Here is a 22,986-nt window from a genome sequence, read left to right as displayed (position 1 = left end):
CACTACCGAGCCGGCCAGCGCCCAACGCAGGGCCGAGGGGTTTGAATGTCAGACATGGGTGCCCTTATTGGTTGGAAACGGAAGTCGTTGGCGTTGCCTGGCGAGGCGCGGGCATGAAGAACATCACCAGCGCCAGCAGCAGATAAATCAGGTACGCACCGAGGGTGCTGACGGTCGGCGCATCCTGATAACCGAACATGCCGGCCAGCACCGAGCCGAGCGGGCCGTCCATCGGCAGCGTCGCGCTGAAGTCGAACAGCACGGTTTGCAGGTGATTCCACAGACCGGCTTCATGCAGCGCCTGCACCGAGTTGGCGAGGATGCCGGCGGCGACTACCAGGATGAACAACCCGGTCCACTTGAAGAACGCCGAGAGGTTGAGGCGCATGCTGCCGCTGTAGATCAGGAAACCGACGATCACCGCCAGGACCAGGCCGAGCAGGGCGCCAATCGGCGCGCCCGGGCCTTCGCTTTGCTGGAACACGGCGAGCAGGAAGAACACCGTCTCCAGGCCTTCGCGAGCGACGGCGAAGAAAACCATGGCGATCAATGCAATCACCTGATGCCTGGATTGCGTCAGCGCCTGATCCAGCGAGGCTTGCAGCGAGTGCTTGATCGACCGCGCGACCTTGCGCATCCAGAACACCATGGAACTGAGGATGCCCACCGCGACCAGGCCGACTACACCTTCGAACAGCTCCTGCTGCTTTTGCGGAAATTCAGCACTGACCAGTTCCAGGCCACCACCGACCAGCAAGGCGAGGGCAGCGGCGAGGAAGACACCGATCCATACGGCCGGCATCCACTGGCCGCGGCCGGTCTGCTGCAGGTAACTGGCGATGATGCCAACGATGAGCGCGGCCTCGATGCCTTCGCGCAACATGATCAAAAAGGGAACGAGCATTGGCTAGCCACAGCGATTTAGATAGGAGGCTAAGTTGTAACATAATGACACTCATTCCCAAATGGCATTCATTGACATTTAGCTGAACCTTAGCTGAACAACTGTGATTCCTGTGGGAGCGAGCCTGCTCGCGAATGCGGTATGCCTGTGACATGTCTTTATCTGACACACCGCTTTCGCGAGCAGGCTCGCTCCCACATTGGTCCTGCGGTGAAATCAGGAGCTGGGTTAAGATGCCCACCACCCGAAAATAACAAGGCTCATCTCGCTCCATGGCGGAAAAAGACACCATTGCCATTCAACTGGTGCGCGAAGCGCTGCTGCAGAGTTGTGCCCCGGGCGCGGCCAGCGATGAGGCGTTGAGCAAGGTCGGCATCGATCCGGCTCAGTTAACGGCCGACGAGGGCAGGGTGCCGGCTTCGCAATACGCCAGACTCTGGCGCCTGCTGGCACGACGCGGTGATGACGAGTTCTTCGGCATGGACCCACGCCCGCTCAAGTCCGGCAGCCTGGCGTTTTTGTGTCGCAGCGCCATGGCGCAACCGACGCTGGCGGCGGCACTGGATACTGGCCTGAGTTTCCTTTCACTGATGCTGGAAAAGCTGCCGGCGCAACTGGTGCATCAGCAGAGCCTGGCCGAAATCGTCCTGCTCGAAGACGACGCCGAGCCGCGCCGCGCCTTTACCTATTTCACTTACTGGATGATCGTGCATGGCGTCGCGTGCTGGCTGGCCGGGCGGCGGATTCCGATTCTGGCGATTGAACTGCGCTGCGCCGAACCGGATTTCACTGACGACTATCGGGTGATGTTTTCGGAAAACCTGCGTTTCGAGCGACCACGGACACGAATGATCTTTTCCGCCGATTGCCTCGATCTGCCGATCAAACGCAGTGCCGAAGAGCTCAAGCGCTTTCTGGCCCAGGCGCCGGCCAACATTCTGGTCAAGTACCGCGACCCCGACAGCCTGGCCAGCCGGATCAAACAGGATCTGCGACAGCTGCCCGCCGAGCAATGGCCGGAAACCGAAGCGCTGGCCCAGCAACTGTGTATTTCGGCGTCCACGCTGCGCCGCCGTCTCGCCGAAGAAGGGCAGACCTATCAGGGCCTGAAAGACAGCGTGCGAAAAGAGCTGGCGATTACCTGGCTGGCAGAGCCCTCGATCAGTTTCGTCGAGATTGCTGCACGGCTGGGTTTTGCTGATGCCAGTTCGTTCTACAAGGCGTTTCGCAAATGGTCCGGGTCGAATCCGGGGCATTACCGCACACTGATCCTCAATGAGGTGGTCTGACCCGACGCCTTCGCGAGCAGGCTCGCTCCCACCCAGGGCCACGTGATCATTCCCCTTACAAGGCTTGGCCAAACCAGTCAGCCACTTTGATAACTTTGACCATTGCCCCGAGTCCCGCGCGGCGCGACTATCCCTGTGTTGTTTACGGTTCCCAGCCTAATAAAAACACCGAGGGATTCTGGCAATGCGCGATTACTTGTCTGCCACCGAACAGTTCAACTATCAGCACACCGTCGATGCATCGCTCAGCGGCACGCTCGCTGCGCTCAACGCCTGCGTCGAATGTTGCGACCGCCATGCCTTGCCCGGGCGCATTGCGTTGTTCTGGGAAGGTCGCGACGGCTCAAGTGCGACTTACACCTTCACTGATCTGCAAGACAAAGCCGCGCGTTTCGCCAATTTCCTCCTCGCCCAGGGCGTGCAGAAGGGCGACAAGGTCGCCGGCCTGCTGCCGCGCAACGTCGAATTACTCATCACCGTGCTCGCCACCTGGCGCATCGGCGCGGTGTATCAGCCGCTATTCACTGCATTCGGGCCGAAAGCCCTCGAACATCGCCTGAACAGTTCCGGGGCGAAAGTTGTCGTCACCGACGCGGTCAACCGCCCCAAGCTCAATGAAGTCAGCGCATGCCCGACCATCGCCACCGTTGGTGGCGCCAAAGGTCAGGGCATCGTTCGTGGTGATTTCAGTTTCTGGGCTGAGCTGGCCAACTATTCCAGCGTCTGCGAACCGGTGCTACTAACCGGCGAAGACCCGTTCCTGCTGATGTTCACCTCGGGCACCACGGGGCCGGCGAAGGCACTGTCAGTGCCGCTCAAAGCCATCGTCGCTTTCCAGAGCTACACCCGTGATGCGGTGGACCTGCGCCCCGAAGACGCGTTCTGGAATGTCGCCGATCCGGGCTGGGCCTACGGCATTTATTTCGGCGTCACCGGGCCGTTGGCGCTCGGGCACCCGATCACCTTCTACGATGGCCCGTTCACCCTCGAAAGCACCTGCCGGGTAATCAACAAATATGGCATTACCAATCTCACCGGCTCGCCCACTGCCTATCGACTGCTGATTGCCGGAGGAGAGGCGTTCGCCAGATCGATCAAGGGCAAGCTGCGCATCGTCAGCAGCGCCGGTGAGCCGCTGAACCCGGAAGTGATCCGCTGGTTCGCCGATAACCTCGACGTGGTTATCCACGACCACTACGGCCAGACGGAACTGGGCATGGTGCTGTGCAACCACCACGGCCTCGAGCACCCGGTGCATGTCGGCGCTGCCGGTTTCGCTTCGCCGGGGCATCGCATCGTCGTGCTCGATGAGCAGTACAACGAACTCGGCGTCGGTCAGCCGGGCATTCTCGCCATCGACCGCCCGCAGTCGCCGATGTGCTGGTTCGGCGGCTACGAAGGCGCGCCGACCAAGGCTTTCGTCGGCAACTACTACCTGAGCGGCGACACCGTGGAGTGGAACCCGGACGGCAGCATCAGCTTCGTCGGCCGCAGCGATGACGTGATCACCACCTCGGGCTACCGCGTCGGCCCGTTCGACGTGGAAAGTGCCCTGATCGAACACCCTGCCGTGGTCGAAGCGGCGGTCGTCGGCAAACCCGACCCGGAACGCACCGAACTGGTCAAAGCCTTTGTCGTGCTGAGCGCGCAGTACCGCGCCGCGCCGGAGTTGGCCGAAGAACTGCGCCAACACGTGCGCAAGCGTCTGGCCGCGCATTCGTACCCGCGTGAAATCGAATTTGTCAGCGAATTGCCCAAAACCCCAAGTGGCAAATTGCAGCGCTTTATCTTGCGCAACCAGGAAATCGCCAAGGCTCAAGAGGCCGCGGCGCACAACGTTTCAGCTTGAATCCAAGGAAACACTGTCATGCAGATCGAGAACAAGGTTTTTATCGTCACCGGCGGCGCCTCAGGCCTCGGTGCCGCCAGCGCTGAATTGCTGGTCAGTGCCGGCGCCAAAGTCATGCTGGTCGACATGAACGCCGAAGCCGTCGCCGCTCAGGCCCAGCGTCTCGGTGCGCAAAGCGTGGTTGCCGACATCAGCAATGAGGCGGCTGCGGAAGCGGCGGTGCAAGCAACCATCGCCGCATTTGGCAGCGTCAACGGGCTGATCAACTGCGCCGGCATCGTTCGCGGCGAGAAGATTCTCGGCAAGAACGGCCCGCACGCACTCAGCAGTTTCGCGCAAGTGATCAACGTCAACCTGATCGGCAGTTTCAACATGCTGCGCCTCGCCGCTGCGGCGATTGCCGAAAGCGAAGCCAATGCTGACGGTGAGCGCGGAGTAATCATCAACACCGCCTCGGTCGCAGCGTTCGACGGCCAGATCGGCCAGGCCGCGTACTCGGCGTCGAAAGGCGCAATCGCCAGCCTGACCCTGCCAGCTGCGCGCGAACTGGCGCGCTTCGGCATCCGCGTGATGACCATCGCGCCGGGCATTTTCGAAACGCCGATGATGGCCGGCATGACCCCGGAAGTGCGCGACTCGCTCGCCGCCGGCGTGCCATTCCCGCCGCGCTTGGGCAAGCCTGCCGAATACGCCGCGCTGGTGCGTCACATCATTGAAAACAGCATGCTCAACGGCGAAGTGATCCGTCTCGACGGCGCCTTGCGCATGGCCGCCAAGTAAGGAGGATTTGTCATGACTATTGCCAACGATCCGATTGTTATCGTCAGCGCCGTCCGCACACCGATGGGCGGCTTTCAAGGCGAACTGAAAAGTCTCACCGCACCACAACTCGGCGCGGCGGCGATCAAGGCAGCGGTCGAACGCGCCGGTGTCGCCAGTGACGCGGTTGATGAAGTGCTGTTCGGCTGCGTATTGCCCGCCGGCCTCGGCCAAGCGCCGGCACGCCAGGCTGCGCTGGGTGCCGGGCTGGATAAATCGACCCGCTGCACCACGGTCAACAAGATGTGCGGCTCGGGCATGCAGACCACCATCATGGCCCACGACATGCTGCTCGCCGGCAGTGCCGACGTGGTGATCGCCGGCGGCATGGAAAGCATGTCCAACTCACCGTACCTGCTCGATCGCGCCCGCGCCGGCTATCGCATGGGCCATGGCCGCGTGCTTGATTCGATGTTCCTCGACGGCCTCGAAGATGCTTACGACAAGGGCCGCCTGATGGGCACCTTCGCCGAGGATTGCGCCGAGGCCAACGGCTTCAGCCGCGAAGCGCAGGATGCTTTTGCCATCGCCTCGACCACCCGCGCGCAGCAGGCGATCAAGGACGGCAGCTTCCACGACGAAATCGTCCCGCTGACCGTGACCGTCGGCAAAGAGCAGGTGGTGATCAGCAATGATGAACAGCCGCCAAAAGCCAAACTCGACAAGGTTGCCTCGCTGAAACCGGCGTTCCGCGAGGGCGGCACGGTGACGGCGGCCAACTCCAGCTCGATCTCCGACGGCGCGGCAGCGCTGGTGCTGATGCGCCAGTCCCACGCGCAGCAACTGGGCCTCAAACCGCTGGCGGTGATTCACGGCCACGCTGCGTTCGCGGATACCCCTGGCCTGTTTCCCACCGCACCGATCGGCGCGATCAAGAAACTGGTGAAGAAGACCGGTTGGGCGCTGGATCAGGTGGATCTGTTTGAAGTCAACGAAGCGTTCGCCGTGGTCGGCATGGCAGCGATGACGCACCTGGAGATTCCCCACGACAAGCTCAATGTGCATGGCGGCGCCTGCGCACTGGGCCACCTGATCGGCGCCTCGGGGGCGCGGATTCTGGTGACGTTGCTCGCGGCGCTGCGGCAGAAACAGCTCAAGCGCGGGATTGCAGCGATCTGCATTGGCGGCGGCGAAGCCACGGCCATGGCTGTGGAATGCGTCTATTGAGGTTGACAGTTGACCTTGTGGGAGCGGGCTTGCCCGCGATGGCAATGGATCAGTCACCATCAATGTTGGATGTGACGGCCTCATCGCTGGCAAGCCAGCTCCCACAGGTTTTGTGGTTGTTTGGAAGAATTAAGGACTCACCATGATCCCCAACGAAGATCAAACCCAGATCCGCGACATGGCCCGGCAGTTTGCCGAGGAGCGGCTCAAGCCGTTCGCCGCCGAGTGGGATCGCGAGCACCGTTTCCCCAGGGAAGCCATCGCCGAGATGGCCGAGCTGGGCTTTTTCGGCATGCTCGTGCCAGAACAGTGGGGCGGCTGTGACACCGGCTACCTGGCGTACGCCATGGCCCTGGAAGAAATCGCCGCCGGCGACGGTGCGTGCTCGACGATCATGAGCGTGCACAACTCGGTCGGCTGCGTGCCGATTCTCAAGTTCGGCAATGACGACCAGCGCGAACGCTTCCTCAAACCGCTGGCCAGCGGCGCCATGCTCGGCGCCTTCGCGCTGACCGAACCGCAGGCCGGTTCCGATGCCAGCAGCCTGAAAACCCGTGCGCGGCTGGAAGGCGATCACTACGTGCTCAACGGCTGCAAACAGTTCATCACCTCAGGGCAGAACGCCGGCATCGTGATCGTGTTTGCCGTGACCGACCCGAGCGCCGGCAAGCGCGGGATCAGCGCGTTTATCGTGCCGACCGACTCGCCGGGCTACAAGGTTGCGCGGGTCGAAGACAAACTTGGCCAGCACGCCTCCGACACCTGTCAGATCCTCTTCGAAGAGGTGAAAGTGCCGGTCGCCAACCGCCTTGGCGAAGAGGGCGAGGGCTACAAGATCGCCTTGGCCAACCTCGAAGGCGGCCGCGTAGGAATCGCCTCGCAAGCTGTCGGCATGGCCCGCGCCGCGTTCGAAGCCGCTCGCGATTACGCCCGCGAGCGTGACACCTTCGGCAAGCCGATCATCGAGCATCAGGCCGTGGCGTTCCGCCTGGCGGACATGGCCACGCAAATTGCCGTCGCCCGGCAGATGGTGCATTACGCCGCAGCCTTGCGTGACAGCGGCCAACCGGCGCTGGTCGAGGCATCGATGGCCAAGCTGTTCGCCTCGGAAATGGCCGAGAAGGTCTGTTCCATGGCCTTGCAAACCCTCGGCGGTTACGGTTACCTCAACGACTTCCCGCTGGAACGCATCTACCGCGACGTGCGCGTCTGCCAGATCTACGAAGGCACCAGCGACATTCAGCGCATGGTCATTTCGCGCAATCTCTGACAAGGAATTTTATTCATGACTTACGAAACGATTCTGCTGGAAACCCGCGACCGCGTCGGCCTGATCACCCTCAACCGGCCACAGGCGCTGAACGCGCTGAACGCGCAACTGGTCAGCGAAGTGAACCACGCCCTCGATACGCTGGAAGCCGATGCGCACATTGGCTGCATCGTCCTCACCGGTTCGAAAAAGCCTTCGCCGCCGGCGCGGACATCAAGGAAATGGCCGAGCTGACCTATCCGCAGATCTACATGGACGATCTGTTCAGCGACAGCGATCGTGTCGCGAACCGGCGCAAGCCGATCATTGCGGCGGTCAATGGTTTTGCCCTTGGCGGCGGTTGTGAACTGGCGCTGATGTGCGACTTCATCCTGGCTGGCGACAACGCCAAATTCGGCCAGCCGGAAATCAACCTCGGCGTGCTGCCGGGCATGGGCGGCACCCAACGCCTGACCCGCGCCGTGGGCAAAGCCAAAGCCATGGAAATGTGCCTGAGCGGGCGCATGATCGACGCGGTGGAAGCCGAGCGTTGCGGCATCGTCGCGCGGATCGTGCCGAGCGATGAGCTGCTTGATGAGGCGCTGAAAGTTGCAGCGGTGATCGCCGGCAAGTCACTGCCGATTGCGATGATGATCAAGGAGAGCGTCAACCGCGCGTTCGAGGTCAACCTGACCGAGGGCGTGCGCTTTGAGCGCCGGGTGTTCCATGCCGCGTTTGCGACGCAGGATCAGAAGGAAGGGATGGCGGCGTTTATTGCCAAGCGTGAGGCTGCATTCCAAGGCAAATAGATGCGGTGCCTAAGCTGACGCTTTCGCGAGCAGGCTCGCTCCCACAGGATCTGCACCGTCCAATGTGGGAGCGAGCCTGCTCGCGAAGCTTTACAACTGATAGTTCTTCAAATCCCGCGCAATCACCATCCGCTGTATCTCGCTCGACCCTTCATAGATCTGAGTAATCCGCGCATCGCGGTAGTACTTCTCGACCGGGTAATCCTCAAGATAGCCGTAGCCGCCATGAATCTGGATCGCCGACGAACACACCTTCTCGGCCATTTCCGATGCGAACAGCTTGGCCTGTGATGCCTCGGACAAACACGGCTTACCCGCCGTGCGCAGTCGCGCCGCATGCAGGATCAGTAACCGCGCGGCGTTGATCTGCATGTGCATGTCAGCCAGCAGATTGGCGATGCTCTGGTGCTCGATGATCGGCTTGTCGAATTGCACCCGGTCTTTCGAGTAGGCCAGCGCCGCTTCAAACGCTGCCCGGGCGATACCCAATGCCTGCGCGGCGATGCCGATGCGTCCGCCTTCAAGGTTGGACAGGGCAATCGCCAGGCCTTTGCCACGCTCGCCGAGCAGGTTGGCTTCGGGAATGCTGCAGTTGTTCAGCGTTACCGCGCAGGTGTCGGAAGCGCGGATGCCCATTTTGTGTTCGGTGCGATCGACGATGAAACCCGGTGTATCGGTCGGTACCAGAAACGCCGAAAGACCTTTCTTGCCCAGATCCGGATCGGTCACGGCGAAGACGATCGCCAGTTTCGCCCGCTTGCCATTGCTGACAAATTGCTTGGCGCCGTTGATCACCCATTGGCCGTCGCGCAGTTCGGCACGGGTGCGCAGGTTGTGTGCTTCGGAGCCGGCCTGGGGTTCGGTCAGGCAGAAGCAACCGATGGTTTGCCCGCTGGCCAGATCGGCCAGCCAGGTTTGTTTCTGCTCATCGCTGCCGTAGTTGAGCACCGGGCCACAGCCGACCGAGTTGTGGATACTCATGAACGCACCAGTGGCGCCGTCGCCAGCGGAGATTTCCTCAACGGCCAGCGCATAGGCGACGTAATCGACGTAAGTGCCGCCCCATTCCTCGGGCACGACCATGCCGAGCAGGCCCAGCTCACCCATCTTCGCCACCAGGGCATCGTCGATCCAGCCGGCCTTTTCCCAGGCTTGCGCGTGCGGGGCGATTTCACCACGGGCAAAATCCCGGGCCATGTCGCGGATCATCACTTGTTCTTCAGTCAGTTCGAGATCGTGCATGACTCAGCTCCCGCTCTCATCAAAACCATGGAAGAAACTGCCGACCTGCCCAGCGTCCAGCTCAGCGACGGTCGGTGGGTTCCAGCGCGGTGACTTGTCCTTGTCGATCAGCAGGGCGCGCACGCCTTCGATCAGGTCGCCCCGGGCAAACCACTGGCGGTCCAGATGCAGCTCCAGCGCAAAGCACTGCTCCAGACTCAGGTGCCTGCCGCGACGGAGCATTTCCAGGGTCACGGCCATGGCCAGCGGCGAGCGGGTTTCCAGCAGATCCGCCGTGGTGAGCGCCCATTCGTGGCTGTCGGCAACGGTAACGGCGCGCAGTTGCTCGATCATGCTCGGCACGTCGGGCAGGGCGAAGAAGTGGTCGATCGCCGGGCGCAGCGCCTCGAGTGGCGCATCGGGCAGGGTTTGCACGGCGTGCTTGGCCAGCAGGTTCTGCAGCGACTTGAGCGGCGTGTCCTGCCACTCCATCTGATCGAGTTTCTCATCGAGCAGCGCAAGTTTGCTGCTGTCCAGATACCAGTCGGCGAGGCCACAGTACAGCGCATCGGCGGCGCGAATCTGCACGCCGCTGACGCCCAGATAAATCCCCAGTTCACCGGGAATGCGTGGCAGGAAATAACTGCCGCCGACGTCGGGGAAATAACCGATGGCCACTTCCGGCATCGCCAGTCGGCTCTTCTCGGTCACCACGCGCAGATCGGCGCCTTGCACCAGGCCCATGCCGCCGCCGAGGACGAAACCGTCCATCAAGGCCAGCACCGGTTTGCGGTAGTGATGAATGGTCAGGTCGAGGGCGTATTCCTCGACAAAGAAATCTTCGTGCAGCGTGTCGCCGCTCTTGTAGCTGTCGTACAGCGAACGAATATCGCCGCCGGCGCAGAAAGCCTTTTCACCGGCGCCGCGCAATACCACGGCGTGCACCTCGGCATCAGACGCCCAGGCATCGAGCTGCTGTTGCAGCAGACGCACCATGTCGAGGGTGATTGCATTGAGGCCCGCAGGGCGGTTGAGGGTCAGGTGGCCGATATGATTGCGCACCTCGGCCAGCACGTCGTTTTGCATGGCATCCATGGACGGGGTCCGCCGGGATGAAGCCTGAGCTGTCATCTGTAACTCCCTGCTTTTTATTGTCTTTATTCGAAAAGCCCGCGCGCGGGCGTTAGCGGATCGTAACAGTGCAAATTTGCCGTGTACAACGGGGATATGTGCAGGGGGAATCTGCGTTTTTGTGTGTAGTAGCTGACGAGTGCAACGAGGCTGCGATCTTTTGATCTTGGTTCTTGAAATCAAGAGATCGCAGCCTCGTTGCACTCGTCAGCTACTACAGGGCCTATCTGAAAGTTTCGGTAATGCTGCGGCGTTTGGCGTGCAGTTCGCTGGCGTGGATCAGGCGTTCGAGGTCTTCGGGGGTGACGTCGATGAAGGCTTCCATGTCCGCCAGCGCAAGCTTGAGGTCTTCGGCGGTGATCGCCTGGCGGTCGACCGGGACCACGGGCGGCGCAGGATCGGCGGCGCGTTTCGGGTAGCGGATGCGGGTCAGATTGTTGTAGGCCAGCGCGCTGGCGAGCATGCACAGGGCGCCGAGCATCACCGGTTCCATGGCTTTCCAGTCCATGGCGATGGTCGCAGGGTCGGCCAGCACCAGGGTCAACGCCAATGCGCCCGCCGGCGGGTGCAGGCAACGCAGCCAGCACATCAGAATCACCGCCATGCCGGCGGCGAGGCAGGCGCTGCCCAGCGTGCGGCCGAGCACGTGGGCCACCAGCAAAGCGACCACACCGGCACACAGGTAGCCGCCGAGAATCGACCACGGCTGGGCGAGGGCGCCGGAGGATACGGCGAACAGCAGCACCGCCGAAGCACCCAGCGGGCCGATCAGGTGAAAGGCAACGTCATGCCCGAACACCTGCGCACACATCCACACACTGAACAGCGTGCCCAGGGCCATGCCGATCGCGGCACGGCTCCATTCAGTGGGACGGGTGTTGATGGCAGCGGGCAACCAGCGAGCAAGCATGTAGAACTGATCCTTTACAAAATCCGGGGCAAAAAAGGACTTGTCCGGCAAATCCGGAAAGCCCTCGAAGCGTTCCAACATTGGGGGAGGAACGCACGTAGTTTGCCGATCAAACTCGATGCTGACAAATTCATATAAATGCAGTTTTAGTGCACTATTTTTGCACTGAAGCGGCGCGACGTGCGCTGACGAAACATAGATAACCGCCCAGTGCCGCCAATCCGCTCAGCGCATAGAACATGCTCGGCGCGGGCGTGTGCATCAAGAGAAACCCGCAAATCACCGGGCTCGCGCCGCCGCCGAGTGCCGCCAGGTTCTGCGCGCCGTAGTAGCTGCCGCGCAGTGCCTCCGGGGCGAGGGTGTCGACGAAGAGGAAATCGGCCGGATAGATGATCATCTCGCCCAAGGTGAAGATGAACATCGCAACGCACCAGCCAATCAGGCTGTCGGCCAGACTGAAACCGATCAGCCCGACGATGAACAGCGCGGTGCCGCCGGCAATCCAGTGACGCAGGTGTTCGCGGCTGAGCCAGCGACCGATCTGATATTGCAGCAGGATCACCGTGATTGCGTTACAGGCGAGCAGGGCGGCCATGGTGTCGAGCATTTGTTGCTGATCATGGGTGACCAGCAGGTATTGCGACAGGTACAGGGTGAAACGCCCGTGCACCAATGTGCTGAGCAGGCAGCCAAGGGTGAACAGCACCATGGTGCGGTCGTTTTTCAGGATCATCAGCGTGTTGAGGAAACTTTGCGGTGCACTGCCGGAAGTTATCGGACTGGCATCCCTGGCCGCGCCGAGCAGCAGGAAAATACTGCCAATGGCGATCGCACCGGCAACGATGAAAGGGGCCGCGGGCTGCACGCCGGCAATCACCACGCCAATCATCGGGCCAATCGCGTAACCGATATTGGTCAGGGTGTAGTTGAGGGAAAACGCCTTGACCCGCTGGCCCACCGGCAGGTGTTCACTGAGGATTGCCTTGCTGCCGATGAGAAACAGCGCCGAGGCCGTTTCGCTGATGATCAGCACGACGGTCACCAGATACAGGTTCTGCGCGAAAGTCAGCAGGATCAGGCCGATACCGCTGGAGAGCATGCTCAGGATCAGTAACTGGCGCTTGTCCAGCTTGTCGATGATGTAGCCGCCGTAGAGCGACAGCAGCGTGGCGCTGAACACGGCGATGCCCAGCAGCAAGCCGACATCCTGCGGATCGAGGCCGAGCTTGTTGCTGAGGAGCAGCGTCAGCAGCGGACTGACCAGGGCACGGCTGATGACCACGGTCAGCGAGCTGAGCATCAGCCGGCGGATGAAAGGTGAATAGGTGGCCACGGAAGGGGAATGTCCTTATTCGGAATGCCTGGGGCGAACGCCATCCTCTCTGGGCAAACGTCACCGGTCAACCTCCATCGCCCCCATGCACATTGTCCCTGTGGGAGCTGGCTTGCCAGCGATTGCGGTGTGTCAGGCAACATTTGAATCGGCTGATATTCCGTCATCGCTGGCAAGCCAGCTCCACAGGGTCTGTGTGCAGTCCACTGTCATCACTGGCCACCGGCGGGCCGGTTCAGGCTACATCAGACGCCGCCGGCCGCTGCCGCAATGTGATCGGCAACCTGCACGATTCACCACGGCCCATCGGGAAATACTGAAAGCCATTGCGTGCCAGACGCTCGGCGTCGTAAAGGTTACGGCCGTCAAAGATCACCGGGCTGTTGAGCCGTTGTTTGATCAGCTCGAAATCCGGGGCCTTGAATTGTTGCCATTCGGTACAGATGATCAGCGCATCGGCGCCGGCCAGTACCGATTCCGGCGTGCCCATCAGCATCAGTTTTGCTTCGTCTGGATAGAGATTCTGGGTTTGCAGCATGGCTTCCGGATCGAACGCGCGCACGCTGGCCCCGGCAGCCCACAATGCTTCGAGCAGCACCCGACTCGGCGCGTCGCGCATGTCGTCGGTGTTGGGCTTGAACGCCAGGCCCCACAAGGCAAAGGTCCTGCCGCGCAAGTCACCCCGGTAGAACGCGTTGATGCGCTCAAAGAGCTTGTGCTTCTGCCGCTGGTTGATCGCCTCGACCGCTTGCAGCAGATCACTGGAGCAATGCGCCTGCTCGGCACTGTGGATCAGCGCGCGCATGTCCTTGGGAAAACACGAGCCACCGTAGCCGCAACCCGGATAGATGAAGTGATAGCCGATCCGCGTATCGGCACCGATGCCCTGGCGCACTGCTTCAATGTCCGCACCCAAGTGCTCGGCGAGTTCGGCGATCTGGTTGATGAAACTGATCTTGGTCGCCAGCATGCAGTTAGCGGCGTATTTGGTCAGCTCGGCGCTGCGCAGGTCCATGAACAGGATGCGCTCATGGTTGCGGTTGAACGGCGCGTACAGATCGCGCATCACATCGCGCACGTCTGCGCCTTCGCAACCGATGACGATACGATCCGGCCGCCGGCAATCAGCAACCGCTGAACCTTCCTTGAGAAATTCCGGGTTGGAGACAATATCGAACTGCAGCAGGCGGCCGACCTTGATCAGTGCCTTTTCGATGTGGCTGCGCAAAGCGTCACCTGTGCCCACCGGCACCGTGGACTTTTCCACCACAATCAATGGCTGCTCACGATGCCGGGCGATCGCGTCGCCAACCGCCAACACGTAGCGCAGATCGGCCGAACCGTCCTCCCGTGACGGCGTACCCACCGCGATGAAGGCCACACGCCCGTGCAACACCGCGAGTCGTTCATCGGTGGTGAATTGCAGGCGTTTCGAATCCAGGCCCTCACGCACCAGACTGGCCAGCCCCGGCTCGAAAATACTGACGTGGCCCTGGCGTAACTGCTCGATCTTCTGCGCGTCGACATCCATGCACACGACCTCGTGACCGACCTCGGCCAGCACCGCCGCTTGCACCAGACCGACATAACCACTGCCAAACACCGTGATCTTCATGCCGCACTCCTGTTCGCAGTCCCTGCATTGAACATAAGAGCGCGATGTTTCAGTTCGCCTACCGTGCTGATAAAGCAGCAAACAGACCGTTCGGGGAATGCCCGATTGACTTTTATGGCCTCGAACGGCAGGTTGTCGGCCTTTCGCGGCAACCCCTGTCATTGAGCTACGCCGTTTTTTTGCGTTTCATTTCATGCATTTATTGTTTTTGTTGAATCGTTTTTTATTTCAAGGCCGTTTCGTTTGAGTGATTTGTCGAGTACCCAACCCGCACCGTCCAACAGCAATCCGCTGACCGTTTACCTCGCGCGACTGGCGCCTTCCAGCCAGTTGACCATGCGCTATGTGCTGCAAGATGCCGCCGACCGTCTTGGTTTCGAGGACGTCGATATCGAAGACATCCCTTGGCACGGCCTGCAACCGGAAGACGTGGTGGCGCTGGTCGCCGCTTTGCGGGCCGACGGTTATGCACCGAACACCTCGTCGCTTTACGTGAACGCGGTACGCGGGGTGATGAACGAAGCGTGGCGCATGAGCCTGATCAGCCAGGATCACCTGCTGAAAATGCGCTCGGTCAAGGGCATCGCCGGCACACGGCTGTCCCAGGGGCGCAACCTCAAGCGCACGCTGATTCACGAACTGATGGAAGTCTGCGCTGCCGACCCACGACCACAGGGCTTGCGTGATGCGGCGGTGATTGCGCTGTTGTACGGCACCGGCATGCGCAAGTCGGAATCGGTGGATCTGGATCTGAGTCAGGTCGACTTCAAAGAGCGCAGCCTGACCGTCACCGGCAAGGGCAACAAACAGCTGATCAAGTACGCGCCGGCCTGGGCCTTCGCCAAACTCGACGCCTGGCTGGAACTGCGTCGTTCACAGCTCAAGGAAGGCGAGAGCGACGATGCGTTTCTGTTCAACCGCATTCGCCGGGGCAGCCACATCACCCGCGAGCGCATTACCAAACATGCGATTTACTACATCGCCCGCCAGCGCGGTACGCAGGTCGGGGTGAAAATCATGCCCCACGATTTTCGGCGCTCGTTCATCACTCGGGTGATCGAGGAGCACGACCTGTCGATCGCACAGAAACTGGCGCATCACAGCAATATCCAGACGACCGCCAACTACGACGTGCGCGACGACAACGAGCGGCGGCGGGCGGTGGATCGCTTCGATTTGTAAACGGCGTCAGACCTGCGGCGGGCAGCGCGAGCCGCTGGCACCTTGCGCGATCTGCGCAGCGAGACGTTTGACGTTGTTCTGTTGCGCGGTCACCAGTTCGTCGATGCCCGGCCCTGAAGGCGTCTGCAACACCGAGCGACAGCTCAGCAGCGCCGCGTCCGCCGCACTCAGCGGGCGCACTCGCCATTTCACGTCGATCAAGGCGTACTGGCCGGGAATTGAATCGAAGCGCTGCACGTCGATACGCACGGAGGCGCGCTGCTGGCCGACGCCGCTGCTCAGTTGATCGGTCAAGGCACCGCGCAACTCATCGGCAAGAGTGGCGCTCCACCAATCGGTTTCCAGAATCGCCACGCCGCTGTTGCCTTGGCGGATGACAATTTGCGCGCGATCGACCTGCGGCGGCACGCTGATGCTTTCGATGGCGATGTCGGTGCCGTTGCGACTGACAGCCGGCTGCGCCGGTGTCAGGGTGTGAAAGCTGATCGGGTCGCTGCGACACGCGCAGAGCAGTACGACAGCAGCGAGCACGGTGATCTTCAACGGTAAAGCCATGGATGCAGCTCCTGTGCTCAATTGCGTGGCGGCCCTTTGAGATCCAGCGGCGCGGCGTTGTCCGGGCGCCCGCGAATCAACGACTCAGGGTGGCGACCGAGGTAATCCGACAGTTCACGCAACGAGCGTGACATGCGCCCGAGCTCGTCGAGGGTCTCGGTCAGCTGCTCACGTTGCGGTGAATCCTCGGCCAAAGTCGAATTGGCGGACTGCAAGGTCTTGCTGACGTCGGCGAGGGTGCTCTGTACGCCCGGCAGGGTCTTGGCATTGAACTGCTTCAGGCCTTTGCGCAGCTCGACCAGATTGCCGTCGAGGTTGCTGGCGATGCGTTCCACCGGCAGCGCGTTGATCTTGTTGACCATGGCTTCGAGTTTTTCCTGCAATTGCTCGAGGCTGCCAGGAACGGTCGGAATGGTGATTGGCCGTGCCGTAGGGTCGAAAGCGACTTTTGGTGCTTTGGGGTAGAAATCCAGCGAAATATACAACTGCCCGGTGAGCAGGTTGCCATTGCGTGCCTGGGCGCGCAGGCCATTTTCAACGAAAGTGCCGAGCAGACGCGCGCCGGTGGCTTCGTCGTTTTCGTCGCCATGGTAGGTTTTGAGAATTTTCGCGTGGGCGCGGCCGAGTCGCTGCGGATAAATGACGATGCCGACATTCACCGGAAAGGTGCGCTTGACCTCGTCGAAGTCGAGATTGACCGCCACCACCCGGCCGATTTCGATACCCAGAAACTCCACAGGCGCATCAACCTTGAGCCCGCGCAAGGCCTGATCGAACCGCAGCGCCAGATACTGCGCTTTGCCGTCAGGCGGGGCGAGGGCGGCGGCCTGATTGGCGAACAGTTCGAAATTCTTGTCGTCGCCGGCCGGCGTGTCGTTGGGGCTGTAGTCCGGCGCGCGGAAAGCGATGCCGCCGACCAGCAAGGTCGACAGCGATTCGGTTTTCACCGCAAAGCCGTTGGCGCCGACATTGATGTCGATGCCGCTGGCGTTCCAGAAGCGGGTGTTTTCGGTGACGTAGGCGTCATTGGGCGAATGCACGAAGACTTCGATATTGACGCCTTTGCCATCCGGGTCCAGCGCGTAGGACACCACCTGGCCGACGGGAATCTTGCGGTAATAAACGGGCGAGCCGATGTCCAGCGAGCCGAGGTCGGTGGTGTGCAGAGTGAAGCGCTTGCCCGGCTCGCCGTAGGTGATCGGCGGCGGATTCTCGAGGCCTTTGAAGTTCTTTGCCCGAGTGTTCGCTTGGCCGATGTCAGCGCCGATATAGTCGCCCGACAGCAGCGTATCGATGCCCGAGACACCGCCGGCACCGATGCGCGGGCGCACCACCCAGAACTGCGAATCCTCGCGGGTGAAGGCTTCGGCCTGTTTGGCCAGTTTGATCGTGGCGTTGACGTTTCTGTGATCGTCGGCCAGTTCGACTTCCGAGACATGGCCGATGACCACGTTGCGGTACCTGACTTCAGTCTTGTTGGCGGTCAGGCCATCGCCGGTCTTGAAGGTGACGGTGATGGTCGGGCCTTCCTGCAGGATGTTGTGGATCACCAGCGAAATGCCCACCAGCACCGCGACGATGGGCACGATCCACACCAGCGAAATGCCGAAACGGCGGGTTTTGATCGGCGCCTGACCGGGTGCTCGCGGCTCGTCGCTGGCTGACGACTTCATCCATGTCCTCCTCAATTATTCGGGCACTGAGCGTCAGAAACGCAAAAACACTTCATCAATATAGAAGTGCTTGGCGATAGAGCAAATGTGTATAGCTGGCGTGGGACGCGATTGCAGTGCAAGGAGCTACCGAACGCTGCGACCTTTTGATCGAGTTTGGAGCGCTGAGCGTCCCGGGCTGCATTCCCACGCAGAGCGTGGGAACGATCAGTGTAAGCGCCTGTTAACCGAGCATTTCACGCAAGCGATACCAGAACATGCCCAGGGCCAGCAGTGGCGAGCGCAAGGCAGGGCCGCCAGGGAACGTCATGTGCGGCACGCCGCCGAACACGTCCATGCCTTGGCTGTGTCCGGCGTGGATGGCTTCGCCCAACAGCTTCGCACACCAATGGGTGACATTGAGGCCATGGCCCGAGTAGCCCTGCGCGTAAAACACGTTCGGATGCTGCTTGAGCCGGCCGACCTGGGGAAGCGATTGGCGGTGATGCCAATCTTGCCGCCCCACTGATAATCGATGCGCACATCGGCCAGTTGCGGGAACACCTTGAGCATTTTCGGCCGCATGTAGGCAGCGATATCCGCCGGATCGCGGCCGGAATAATGACAGGCGCCGCCGAACAACAACCGTCGATCCGCCGAGAGTCGGTAATAATCCAGCCCGACTTTTTGATCGCACAGCGCCAGGTTCTGTGGAATCAACTGCGCGGCGCGGCTCTCGTCCAGCGGCTCGGTGGCGATGATGTAACTGCCGGCGGGCAGCACTTTGCCGCTGAGTTTCGGTTCCAGTTCATCCAGATGCGCGTTGCAGCCGAGCACCAGGCTGCCCGCGCGCACTGAACCCGTGGCGCAACGGACCTCGACAGTCGGGCCATGGAGGATTTCCAGCACCGGGCTGTGCTCGAAGACACGCACGCCCAGCGATGCCGCGAGACGCGCCTCACCTTGCATCAGATCCAGCGGATGCAAATGCCCCGAACCCATGTCGATCAATCCGCCGGCGTACGCACCGGCGTCGACCACTTGCTGACGGATCTGCTCCGGGCCGACCAGCCTGGTTTCGTGGGCATAGTCGAGTTCGGCGAGGCTGTCCTGTTCCTGCTTGAACGCGGCGAATTGCGCGGCGGTGTTGGCCAATTCGCAAAAGCCCCAACGTAGATCACAGTCGATGGCGTTTCCAGTGATGCGCTGGCGCACCAGCTCCACCGAATCGATGCCGGCGCGCTGCAGATAACGCACGCCGTCCTGGCCGATATAGCGGGCGAACCCCTCAACTTCGTGGCCGATGCCGCGAATCAGCTGACCGCCATTGCGCCCGCTGGCGCCCCAGCCGATGCGCCGCGCCTCGAGCAAAACCACCGACAAGCCGCGCTGCGCCAGTTCAATCGCCGTATTGACGCCGGTGAAGCCGCCGCCTATCACGCAGACGTCGGCAATCAGATCGCCGTCCAGCGCGGGGTAGGGTGTGGTCGCCCGTGCAGAAGCAGCGTAATAGGAACGGGTGTGCTGTGCGCTGTGCTGAGTCATTTGTTCGACTTCACTTTGCTCCACGACCGGGTCATCAGACGCATGATCGCCTGGGGCGGGGTCGAGGAAATGTAGAGTTTGTCGAGCACCGATTGCGGCGGATACACCTCAGGATTGTTGACCAATTCCTGATCCATGAACGGCTTGGCCGCCGGGTTCGGGTTGGCGTAGCCGACGGTAGCGCTGACCTTGGCGATCACCTGCGGATCGAGCAGGTAATTGATGAAGGCGTGGGCCTCTTTGGCGTTGCTCGCGTCGGCCGGAATCGCCAGCAGATCGAACCACAGGTTGGCGCCTTCCTTGGGAATGGCATAGGCGATATTCACACCGTTCCTGGCTTCCTTGGCCCGGTTGGCGGCCTGAAACACATCGCCGGAATAACCGAACGCGATGCAGATGTCGCCATTGGCGAGGTCCGAGACGTACTTGGAGGAATGGAAATAGGTGATGTACGGGCGAATGCTCAGCAGCTTGGCTTCGGCCTTTTTATAGTCCTCAGGGTTTTCGCTGCGCGGATCCATGCCCATGTAGTTGAGGATGGCCGGGAACACTTCGTCGGCGGAGTCCATCATCGACACGCCGCACTGGTTGAGCTTCTTCAGATTTTCGGGTTCGAACAGCACGGCCCAGGAATCGATGTGGTCGATGCCGAGCACTTGCTTGACCTTGTCGACGTTGTAACCGATGCCGTTGGTGCCCCACAGGTAAGGCACCGAGTGCGCATTGCCGGGATCATTTTTCTCAAGCAATTCAAGCAGTTTCGGGTCCAAGTTCTTCCAGTTTGGTAACTGTGAACGATCGAGCTTCATGAACGCGCCGGCCTTTACCTGACGGGCGAGGAAGTGGTTGGACGGCACTACCACGTCGTAACCGGTCCGGCCGGCGAGGAGTTTGCCTTCAAGGGTTTCGTTGGAGTCGAAGACGTCGTAGATCACCTTGATCCCGGTCTTGCTCTGGAAGTCGGCGAGGGTGGTTTCGCCAATGTAGTCGGTCCAGTTGTAGACGCTGACCTGGGGCTCGGCTTGGGCTGCTGCACTGAACAGCACGCTCAGCGCGACGGGAAGTATGGATTTCAATGGACGCATATCGACACCTCTTCTTGTAATGATCGTTCCCACGCTCTGCGTGGGAATGCCGCAACGGACGCTCCGCGTTCGGCTTTGGATGGGACGCAGAGCATCCCGGGATGCATTCCCACGCGGGAACGTGGGAACGATCAACTGTGCGGCCGTCTTCGCGAGCAGGCTCGCTCCCACAGGGACGGGGCGCCGTCAGACGCTGAGCAGCAGGAATTCGCGCTCCCACGAGCTGATGACGCGTTTGAAGTTTTCGTGCTCGGCGCGCTTCACTGCCACATACCCGCGGACGAATTTGCTGCCCAGGTACTCAGCGACCTTCGGGCACTCTTCCATTTGCGTCAGGGCTTCTTCGATGGTGATGGGCAAGCGCAGATTGCGCCGTTCGTAGGCCCGGCCTTCGACCGCTGCGCTTGGCTCAATCTTCTCGACCATGCCGATGTAACCGCACAGCAGGCTCGCGGCAATCGCCAGATAAGGGTTGGCGTCGGCTCCGGGCAAACGGTTCTCCACGCGCATCGATTCAGGGCCCGAAGTCGGCACTCGCAGGCCAACCGTGCGGTTCTCCTCGCCCCATTCGACGTTGACCGGTGCCGAGGTGTCCGGCAGGAAGCGGCGGAACGAATTGACGTTGGGCGCGAACATCGGCAGGACTTTCGGGATGTACTTCTGCAGCCCACCGATGTGATGACGGAACAGTTCACTCATGTTGCCCTCGGCATCGGCGAAGATCGGCTGACCCGTCGCGATCTCGACCACGCTCTGGTGCAGGTGCATGGCGCTGCCCGGCTCGTCGCCGATCGGCTTGGCCATGAATGTCGCAGTGACGTTGTGCTTGAGCGCCGCTTCGCGCAGGGTGCGTTTGAACACGGTGATCTGGTCGGCCAGATCCAGCGCATCGCCGTGGCGGAAGTTGATTTCCATCTGCGCCGGGCCGTCTTCATGGATCAGCGTGTCGAGATCCAGGCCTTGCAGTTCGCACCAGTCGTAGACGTCTTCGAAGAGCGGATCGAATTCGTTGGCGGCATCGATGGAGAATGACTGACGCCCGCTCTCCGCACGGCCCGAACGACCCAGCGGCGCCTTGAGCGGCAGGTCCGGATCTTCACAACGTTGGGTCAGGTAGAACTCCATTTCCGGCGCGACAATCGGCTTCCAGCCCTTGTCGGTGTAGAGCTGCAGGACTTTCTTCAGCACATTGCGCGGCGACAGTTCGATCGGATTGCCGAACTTGTCGAAGGTGTCGTGGATGACGATGGCAGTCGGCTCGATTGCCCACGGAATGACGTAGACGGCATCGGAAACCGGTTTGCACACCATATCGATGTCGGCCGGGTCGAGCAGGTCGTAATAGATGTCGTCGTCGACAAAATCCCCGGTTACCGTTTGCAGCAGCACGCTCTCCGGCAGGCGCATGCCGCGCTCATGCAGGAACTTGTTGGTCGGTGCAATCTTGCCGCGGGCGATGCCGGTCAGGTCGCTGACCACGCATTCGACTTCGGTAATCTTGTGATCTTTCAGCCAGGTGAACAGCTGATCGAAAGGGGCGTTCATAAAGACCTCGTTATTGGTTTTGTAGACGCCGGGGACGGCGGGTTTCATCTTCCGCCCCTTCCCCTGTGGCGCGTTGGCGACTATCTTGGGCGCGGCTGGCGATTCCATCTATCCACTTTCCGCAGCACCAAAGCGCACCAAAAGAGTGCGCAAGGTCACCCCATGACAACGTGCAATCCGCTTCAGGTACAAGCGTTCAATACCGCCGACGTGGCCGAGCAAATCCGCGCCACACCGGGCTGGGTCCAGCATTACCAACAGATGTCGCCGGGGCATTTCGCCGGGCAGATTCGTTATCTCGATCTGCAGGGCGTCGAGGTTTACGAGGAGCAGATGAACACCCGGGTCGAGCAGAATTTCAGCGCGCCATCCGGGGCGCTGGCGTTCTGCTTTGATCGCAGCGACAACGCGCTGTACCTGCTCAACGAAGAGAGCCGCAACATCTGGATCACCCCGGAGAACTACCGGGAAATCGCCGTGGTATTTGGTCCGGACTTCGTCCGCGAGCACGGTTTGCAAGTAGCGAAACTCGAAGGGTTGTTCATGGCGCCGCTAAACTGCGGACAGAACGCTTTGTTCAGCGGCTGGTTAAGCTCGATTCTCACGAAGTTATCGCAAGCTGCTGATCCACTTGATAAAGATCGCCTGACGCAGCAGTTGCTTGAGGACTGCCTGTTCATCCTTGATAACGCTCACACCGGTCTGGATCGTGGCGGATTACAGCGGCGCAATGACGAACGCCAAATCATGAAGCGAGTAGGGGAGTGGGCGGCTGATTCGCCGGAAGACACGGTCAATCTACTCGAACTTTCTCACGTTGCCGGCGTACCGCTGCGCCAGCTGCAACAGGCTTTCAAGGCTTACACCGGGATGACCCCGAGCCACTGGTTGCGCCTCAGGCGGCTGAACAGTGCGCACCGTGAATTGCTCAAGCGCAGGCCTAGCGAAACCACCGTTGCGGAAGTGGCGATGCGCTGGTCGTTCTGGCATCTGGGGCGGTTTTCCAGCAGTTACCACGCGCTGTTCAAGGAGCTGCCGAGCGAAACGCTCAAGCGCTGAACAGAAAAAGGCTTTGTGTCCTTGGCGAAGTTAAATAGAATCAGTCTCATTTGAATCTACCTTCACG

General features: G+C 61.0%; 17 protein-coding genes and 2 pseudogenes. 8 read left to right on the top strand and 11 right to left on the bottom strand.

Features of this window, described 5'->3' with window-relative positions:
- Nucleotides 1–64 precede the first annotated feature (64 nt).
- Nucleotides 65–904, bottom strand: coding sequence for an FTR1 family protein (locus LJU32_18790; GenBank protein ID WKV87682.1), 840 nt, complete (start codon nt 902–904; stop codon nt 65–67).
- A 272-nt stretch (nt 905–1,176) separates the two neighbouring features.
- On the opposite strand from LJU32_18790, the gene LJU32_18785 reads away from it, so the two are divergent.
- The 6 genes and pseudogenes from LJU32_18785 (at nt 1,177) to LJU32_18760 (ending at nt 8,086) form a co-directional block, all read left to right on the top strand.
- Entirely contained in the window at nt 1,177–2,193 is a 1,017-nt protein-coding gene (locus LJU32_18785) for an AraC family transcriptional regulator (protein ID WKV87681.1), read from the top strand.
- A gap of 184 nt (nt 2,194–2,377) precedes the next feature.
- Complete coding sequence (locus LJU32_18780; protein WKV87680.1) at nt 2,378–4,042, top strand: AMP-binding protein; 1,665 nt, start codon at nt 2,378–2,380, stop codon at nt 4,040–4,042.
- 18 nt (nt 4,043–4,060) lie between these two features.
- Nucleotides 4,061–4,822 (top strand): SDR family NAD(P)-dependent oxidoreductase, encoded by a 762-nt coding sequence (locus LJU32_18775; GenBank protein WKV87679.1) that lies wholly within the window; start codon nt 4,061–4,063, stop codon nt 4,820–4,822.
- A gap of 12 nt (nt 4,823–4,834) precedes the next feature.
- Nucleotides 4,835–6,028 (top strand): acetyl-CoA C-acyltransferase, encoded by a 1,194-nt coding sequence (locus LJU32_18770; protein ID WKV87678.1) that lies wholly within the window; start codon nt 4,835–4,837, stop codon nt 6,026–6,028.
- Between the two features lie 142 nt (nt 6,029–6,170).
- A complete protein-coding gene (locus LJU32_18765) occupies nt 6,171–7,298 on the top strand; it encodes an acyl-CoA dehydrogenase (GenBank protein ID WKV87677.1) in 1,128 nt (375 codons plus the stop codon).
- A gap of 15 nt (nt 7,299–7,313) precedes the next feature.
- Nucleotides 7,314–8,086, top strand: a pseudogene (locus LJU32_18760) (enoyl-CoA hydratase).
- A gap of 90 nt (nt 8,087–8,176) precedes the next feature.
- Here LJU32_18760 and LJU32_18755 read toward each other — a convergent pair.
- From LJU32_18755 to LJU32_18735, 5 genes are all read right to left on the bottom strand, one after another.
- Nucleotides 8,177–9,328: an acyl-CoA dehydrogenase family protein gene (locus LJU32_18755; protein ID WKV87676.1), complete on the bottom strand. Its 1,152-nt coding sequence runs from the start codon at nt 9,326–9,328 to the stop codon at nt 8,177–8,179.
- Nucleotides 9,329–9,331: 3 nt separating this feature from the next.
- Nucleotides 9,332–10,438, bottom strand: a complete 1,107-nt coding sequence (locus tag LJU32_18750; protein WKV87675.1) for an enoyl-CoA hydratase/isomerase family protein — start codon at nt 10,436–10,438, stop codon at nt 9,332–9,334.
- 223 nt (nt 10,439–10,661) lie between these two features.
- Nucleotides 10,662–11,348: an HPP family protein gene (locus LJU32_18745; protein ID WKV87674.1), complete on the bottom strand. Its 687-nt coding sequence runs from the start codon at nt 11,346–11,348 to the stop codon at nt 10,662–10,664.
- A gap of 154 nt (nt 11,349–11,502) precedes the next feature.
- Complete coding sequence (locus LJU32_18740; protein ID WKV87673.1) at nt 11,503–12,681, bottom strand: MFS transporter; 1,179 nt, start codon at nt 12,679–12,681, stop codon at nt 11,503–11,505.
- Nucleotides 12,682–12,916: 235 nt separating this feature from the next.
- Nucleotides 12,917–14,296 carry a UDP-glucose/GDP-mannose dehydrogenase family protein gene (locus LJU32_18735; protein WKV87672.1) on the bottom strand — a complete coding sequence of 460 codons (1,380 nt, stop codon included), beginning with the start codon at nt 14,294–14,296 and terminating at the stop codon, nt 12,917–12,919.
- A gap of 336 nt (nt 14,297–14,632) precedes the next feature.
- Here LJU32_18735 and LJU32_18730 point away from each other — a divergent pair, with 336 nt between their 5' ends.
- Complete coding sequence (locus tag LJU32_18730; protein ID WKV91148.1) at nt 14,633–15,478, top strand: tyrosine-type recombinase/integrase; 846 nt, start codon at nt 14,633–14,635, stop codon at nt 15,476–15,478.
- A 6-nt stretch (nt 15,479–15,484) separates the two neighbouring features.
- Here LJU32_18730 and LJU32_18725 read toward each other — a convergent pair whose 3' ends face one another.
- The 5 genes and pseudogenes from LJU32_18725 to LJU32_18705 all read right to left on the bottom strand — a co-directional run bounded on the left by LJU32_18725 (nt 15,485) and on the right by LJU32_18705 (nt 21,860).
- A complete protein-coding gene (locus tag LJU32_18725) occupies nt 15,485–16,033 on the bottom strand; it encodes a PqiC family protein (protein WKV87671.1) in 549 nt (182 codons plus the stop codon).
- Between the two features lie 17 nt (nt 16,034–16,050).
- Nucleotides 16,051–17,706 carry an MlaD family protein gene (locus LJU32_18720; GenBank protein WKV87670.1) on the bottom strand — a complete coding sequence of 552 codons (1,656 nt, stop codon included), beginning with the start codon at nt 17,704–17,706 and terminating at the stop codon, nt 16,051–16,053.
- 223 nt (nt 17,707–17,929) lie between these two features.
- A pseudogene (locus tag LJU32_18715) lies at nt 17,930–19,230 on the bottom strand (FAD-binding oxidoreductase).
- Nucleotides 19,227–20,315, bottom strand: coding sequence for a polyamine ABC transporter substrate-binding protein (locus LJU32_18710; GenBank protein ID WKV87669.1), 1,089 nt, complete (start codon nt 20,313–20,315; stop codon nt 19,227–19,229). Before LJU32_18710 ends, LJU32_18715 begins: the two are co-directional and overlap by 4 nt.
- A gap of 186 nt (nt 20,316–20,501) precedes the next feature.
- A complete protein-coding gene (locus LJU32_18705) occupies nt 20,502–21,860 on the bottom strand; it encodes a glutamine synthetase family protein (protein WKV87668.1) in 1,359 nt (452 codons plus the stop codon).
- Nucleotides 21,861–22,022: 162 nt separating this feature from the next.
- Between LJU32_18705 and LJU32_18700 the strand changes: the two genes are divergently transcribed.
- Nucleotides 22,023–22,919 carry a helix-turn-helix domain-containing protein gene (locus LJU32_18700; protein WKV87667.1) on the top strand — a complete coding sequence of 299 codons (897 nt, stop codon included), beginning with the start codon at nt 22,023–22,025 and terminating at the stop codon, nt 22,917–22,919.
- Nucleotides 22,920–22,986 lie beyond the last annotated feature (67 nt).

Source organism: Pseudomonas sp. B21_DOA (genome assembly GCA_030544685.1).
In the GTDB taxonomy this organism is placed as follows: domain Bacteria; phylum Pseudomonadota; class Gammaproteobacteria; order Pseudomonadales; family Pseudomonadaceae; genus Aquipseudomonas; species Aquipseudomonas fluorescens_AO.
Note: the sequence above shows the minus strand (reverse complement) of the source record. Positions and strands in the feature narration are given on the sequence as shown.

What these genes read in the sequence shown, in the direction of transcription:
- LJU32_18790 (WKV87682.1), bottom strand. Translation starts at nt 904, where the DNA reads ATGCTCGTTCCCTTTTTGATCATGTTGCGCGAAGGCATCGAGGCCGCG.
- LJU32_18785 (WKV87681.1), top strand. Translation starts at nt 1,177, where the DNA reads ATGGCGGAAAAAGACACCATTGCCATTCAACTGGTGCGCGAAGCGCTG.
- LJU32_18780 (WKV87680.1), top strand. Translation starts at nt 2,378, where the DNA reads ATGCGCGATTACTTGTCTGCCACCGAACAGTTCAACTATCAGCACACC.
- LJU32_18775 (WKV87679.1), top strand. Translation starts at nt 4,061, where the DNA reads ATGCAGATCGAGAACAAGGTTTTTATCGTCACCGGCGGCGCCTCAGGC.
- LJU32_18770 (WKV87678.1), top strand. Translation starts at nt 4,835, where the DNA reads ATGACTATTGCCAACGATCCGATTGTTATCGTCAGCGCCGTCCGCACA.
- LJU32_18765 (WKV87677.1), top strand. Translation starts at nt 6,171, where the DNA reads ATGATCCCCAACGAAGATCAAACCCAGATCCGCGACATGGCCCGGCAG.
- LJU32_18755 (WKV87676.1), bottom strand. Translation starts at nt 9,328, where the DNA reads ATGCACGATCTCGAACTGACTGAAGAACAAGTGATGATCCGCGACATG.
- LJU32_18750 (WKV87675.1), bottom strand. Translation starts at nt 10,438, where the DNA reads ATGACAGCTCAGGCTTCATCCCGGCGGACCCCGTCCATGGATGCCATG.
- LJU32_18745 (WKV87674.1), bottom strand. Translation starts at nt 11,348, where the DNA reads ATGCTTGCTCGCTGGTTGCCCGCTGCCATCAACACCCGTCCCACTGAA.
- LJU32_18735 (WKV87672.1), bottom strand. Translation starts at nt 14,296, where the DNA reads ATGAAGATCACGGTGTTTGGCAGTGGTTATGTCGGTCTGGTGCAAGCG.
- LJU32_18730 (WKV91148.1), top strand. Translation starts at nt 14,633, where the DNA reads ATGCGCTATGTGCTGCAAGATGCCGCCGACCGTCTTGGTTTCGAGGAC.
- LJU32_18725 (WKV87671.1), bottom strand. Translation starts at nt 16,033, where the DNA reads ATGGCTTTACCGTTGAAGATCACCGTGCTCGCTGCTGTCGTACTGCTC.
- LJU32_18720 (WKV87670.1), bottom strand. Translation starts at nt 17,706, where the DNA reads ATGAAGTCGTCAGCCAGCGACGAGCCGCGAGCACCCGGTCAGGCGCCG.
- LJU32_18710 (WKV87669.1), bottom strand. Translation starts at nt 20,315, where the DNA reads ATGCGTCCATTGAAATCCATACTTCCCGTCGCGCTGAGCGTGCTGTTC.
- LJU32_18705 (WKV87668.1), bottom strand. Translation starts at nt 21,860, where the DNA reads ATGAACGCCCCTTTCGATCAGCTGTTCACCTGGCTGAAAGATCACAAG.
- LJU32_18700 (WKV87667.1), top strand. Translation starts at nt 22,023, where the DNA reads ATGACAACGTGCAATCCGCTTCAGGTACAAGCGTTCAATACCGCCGAC.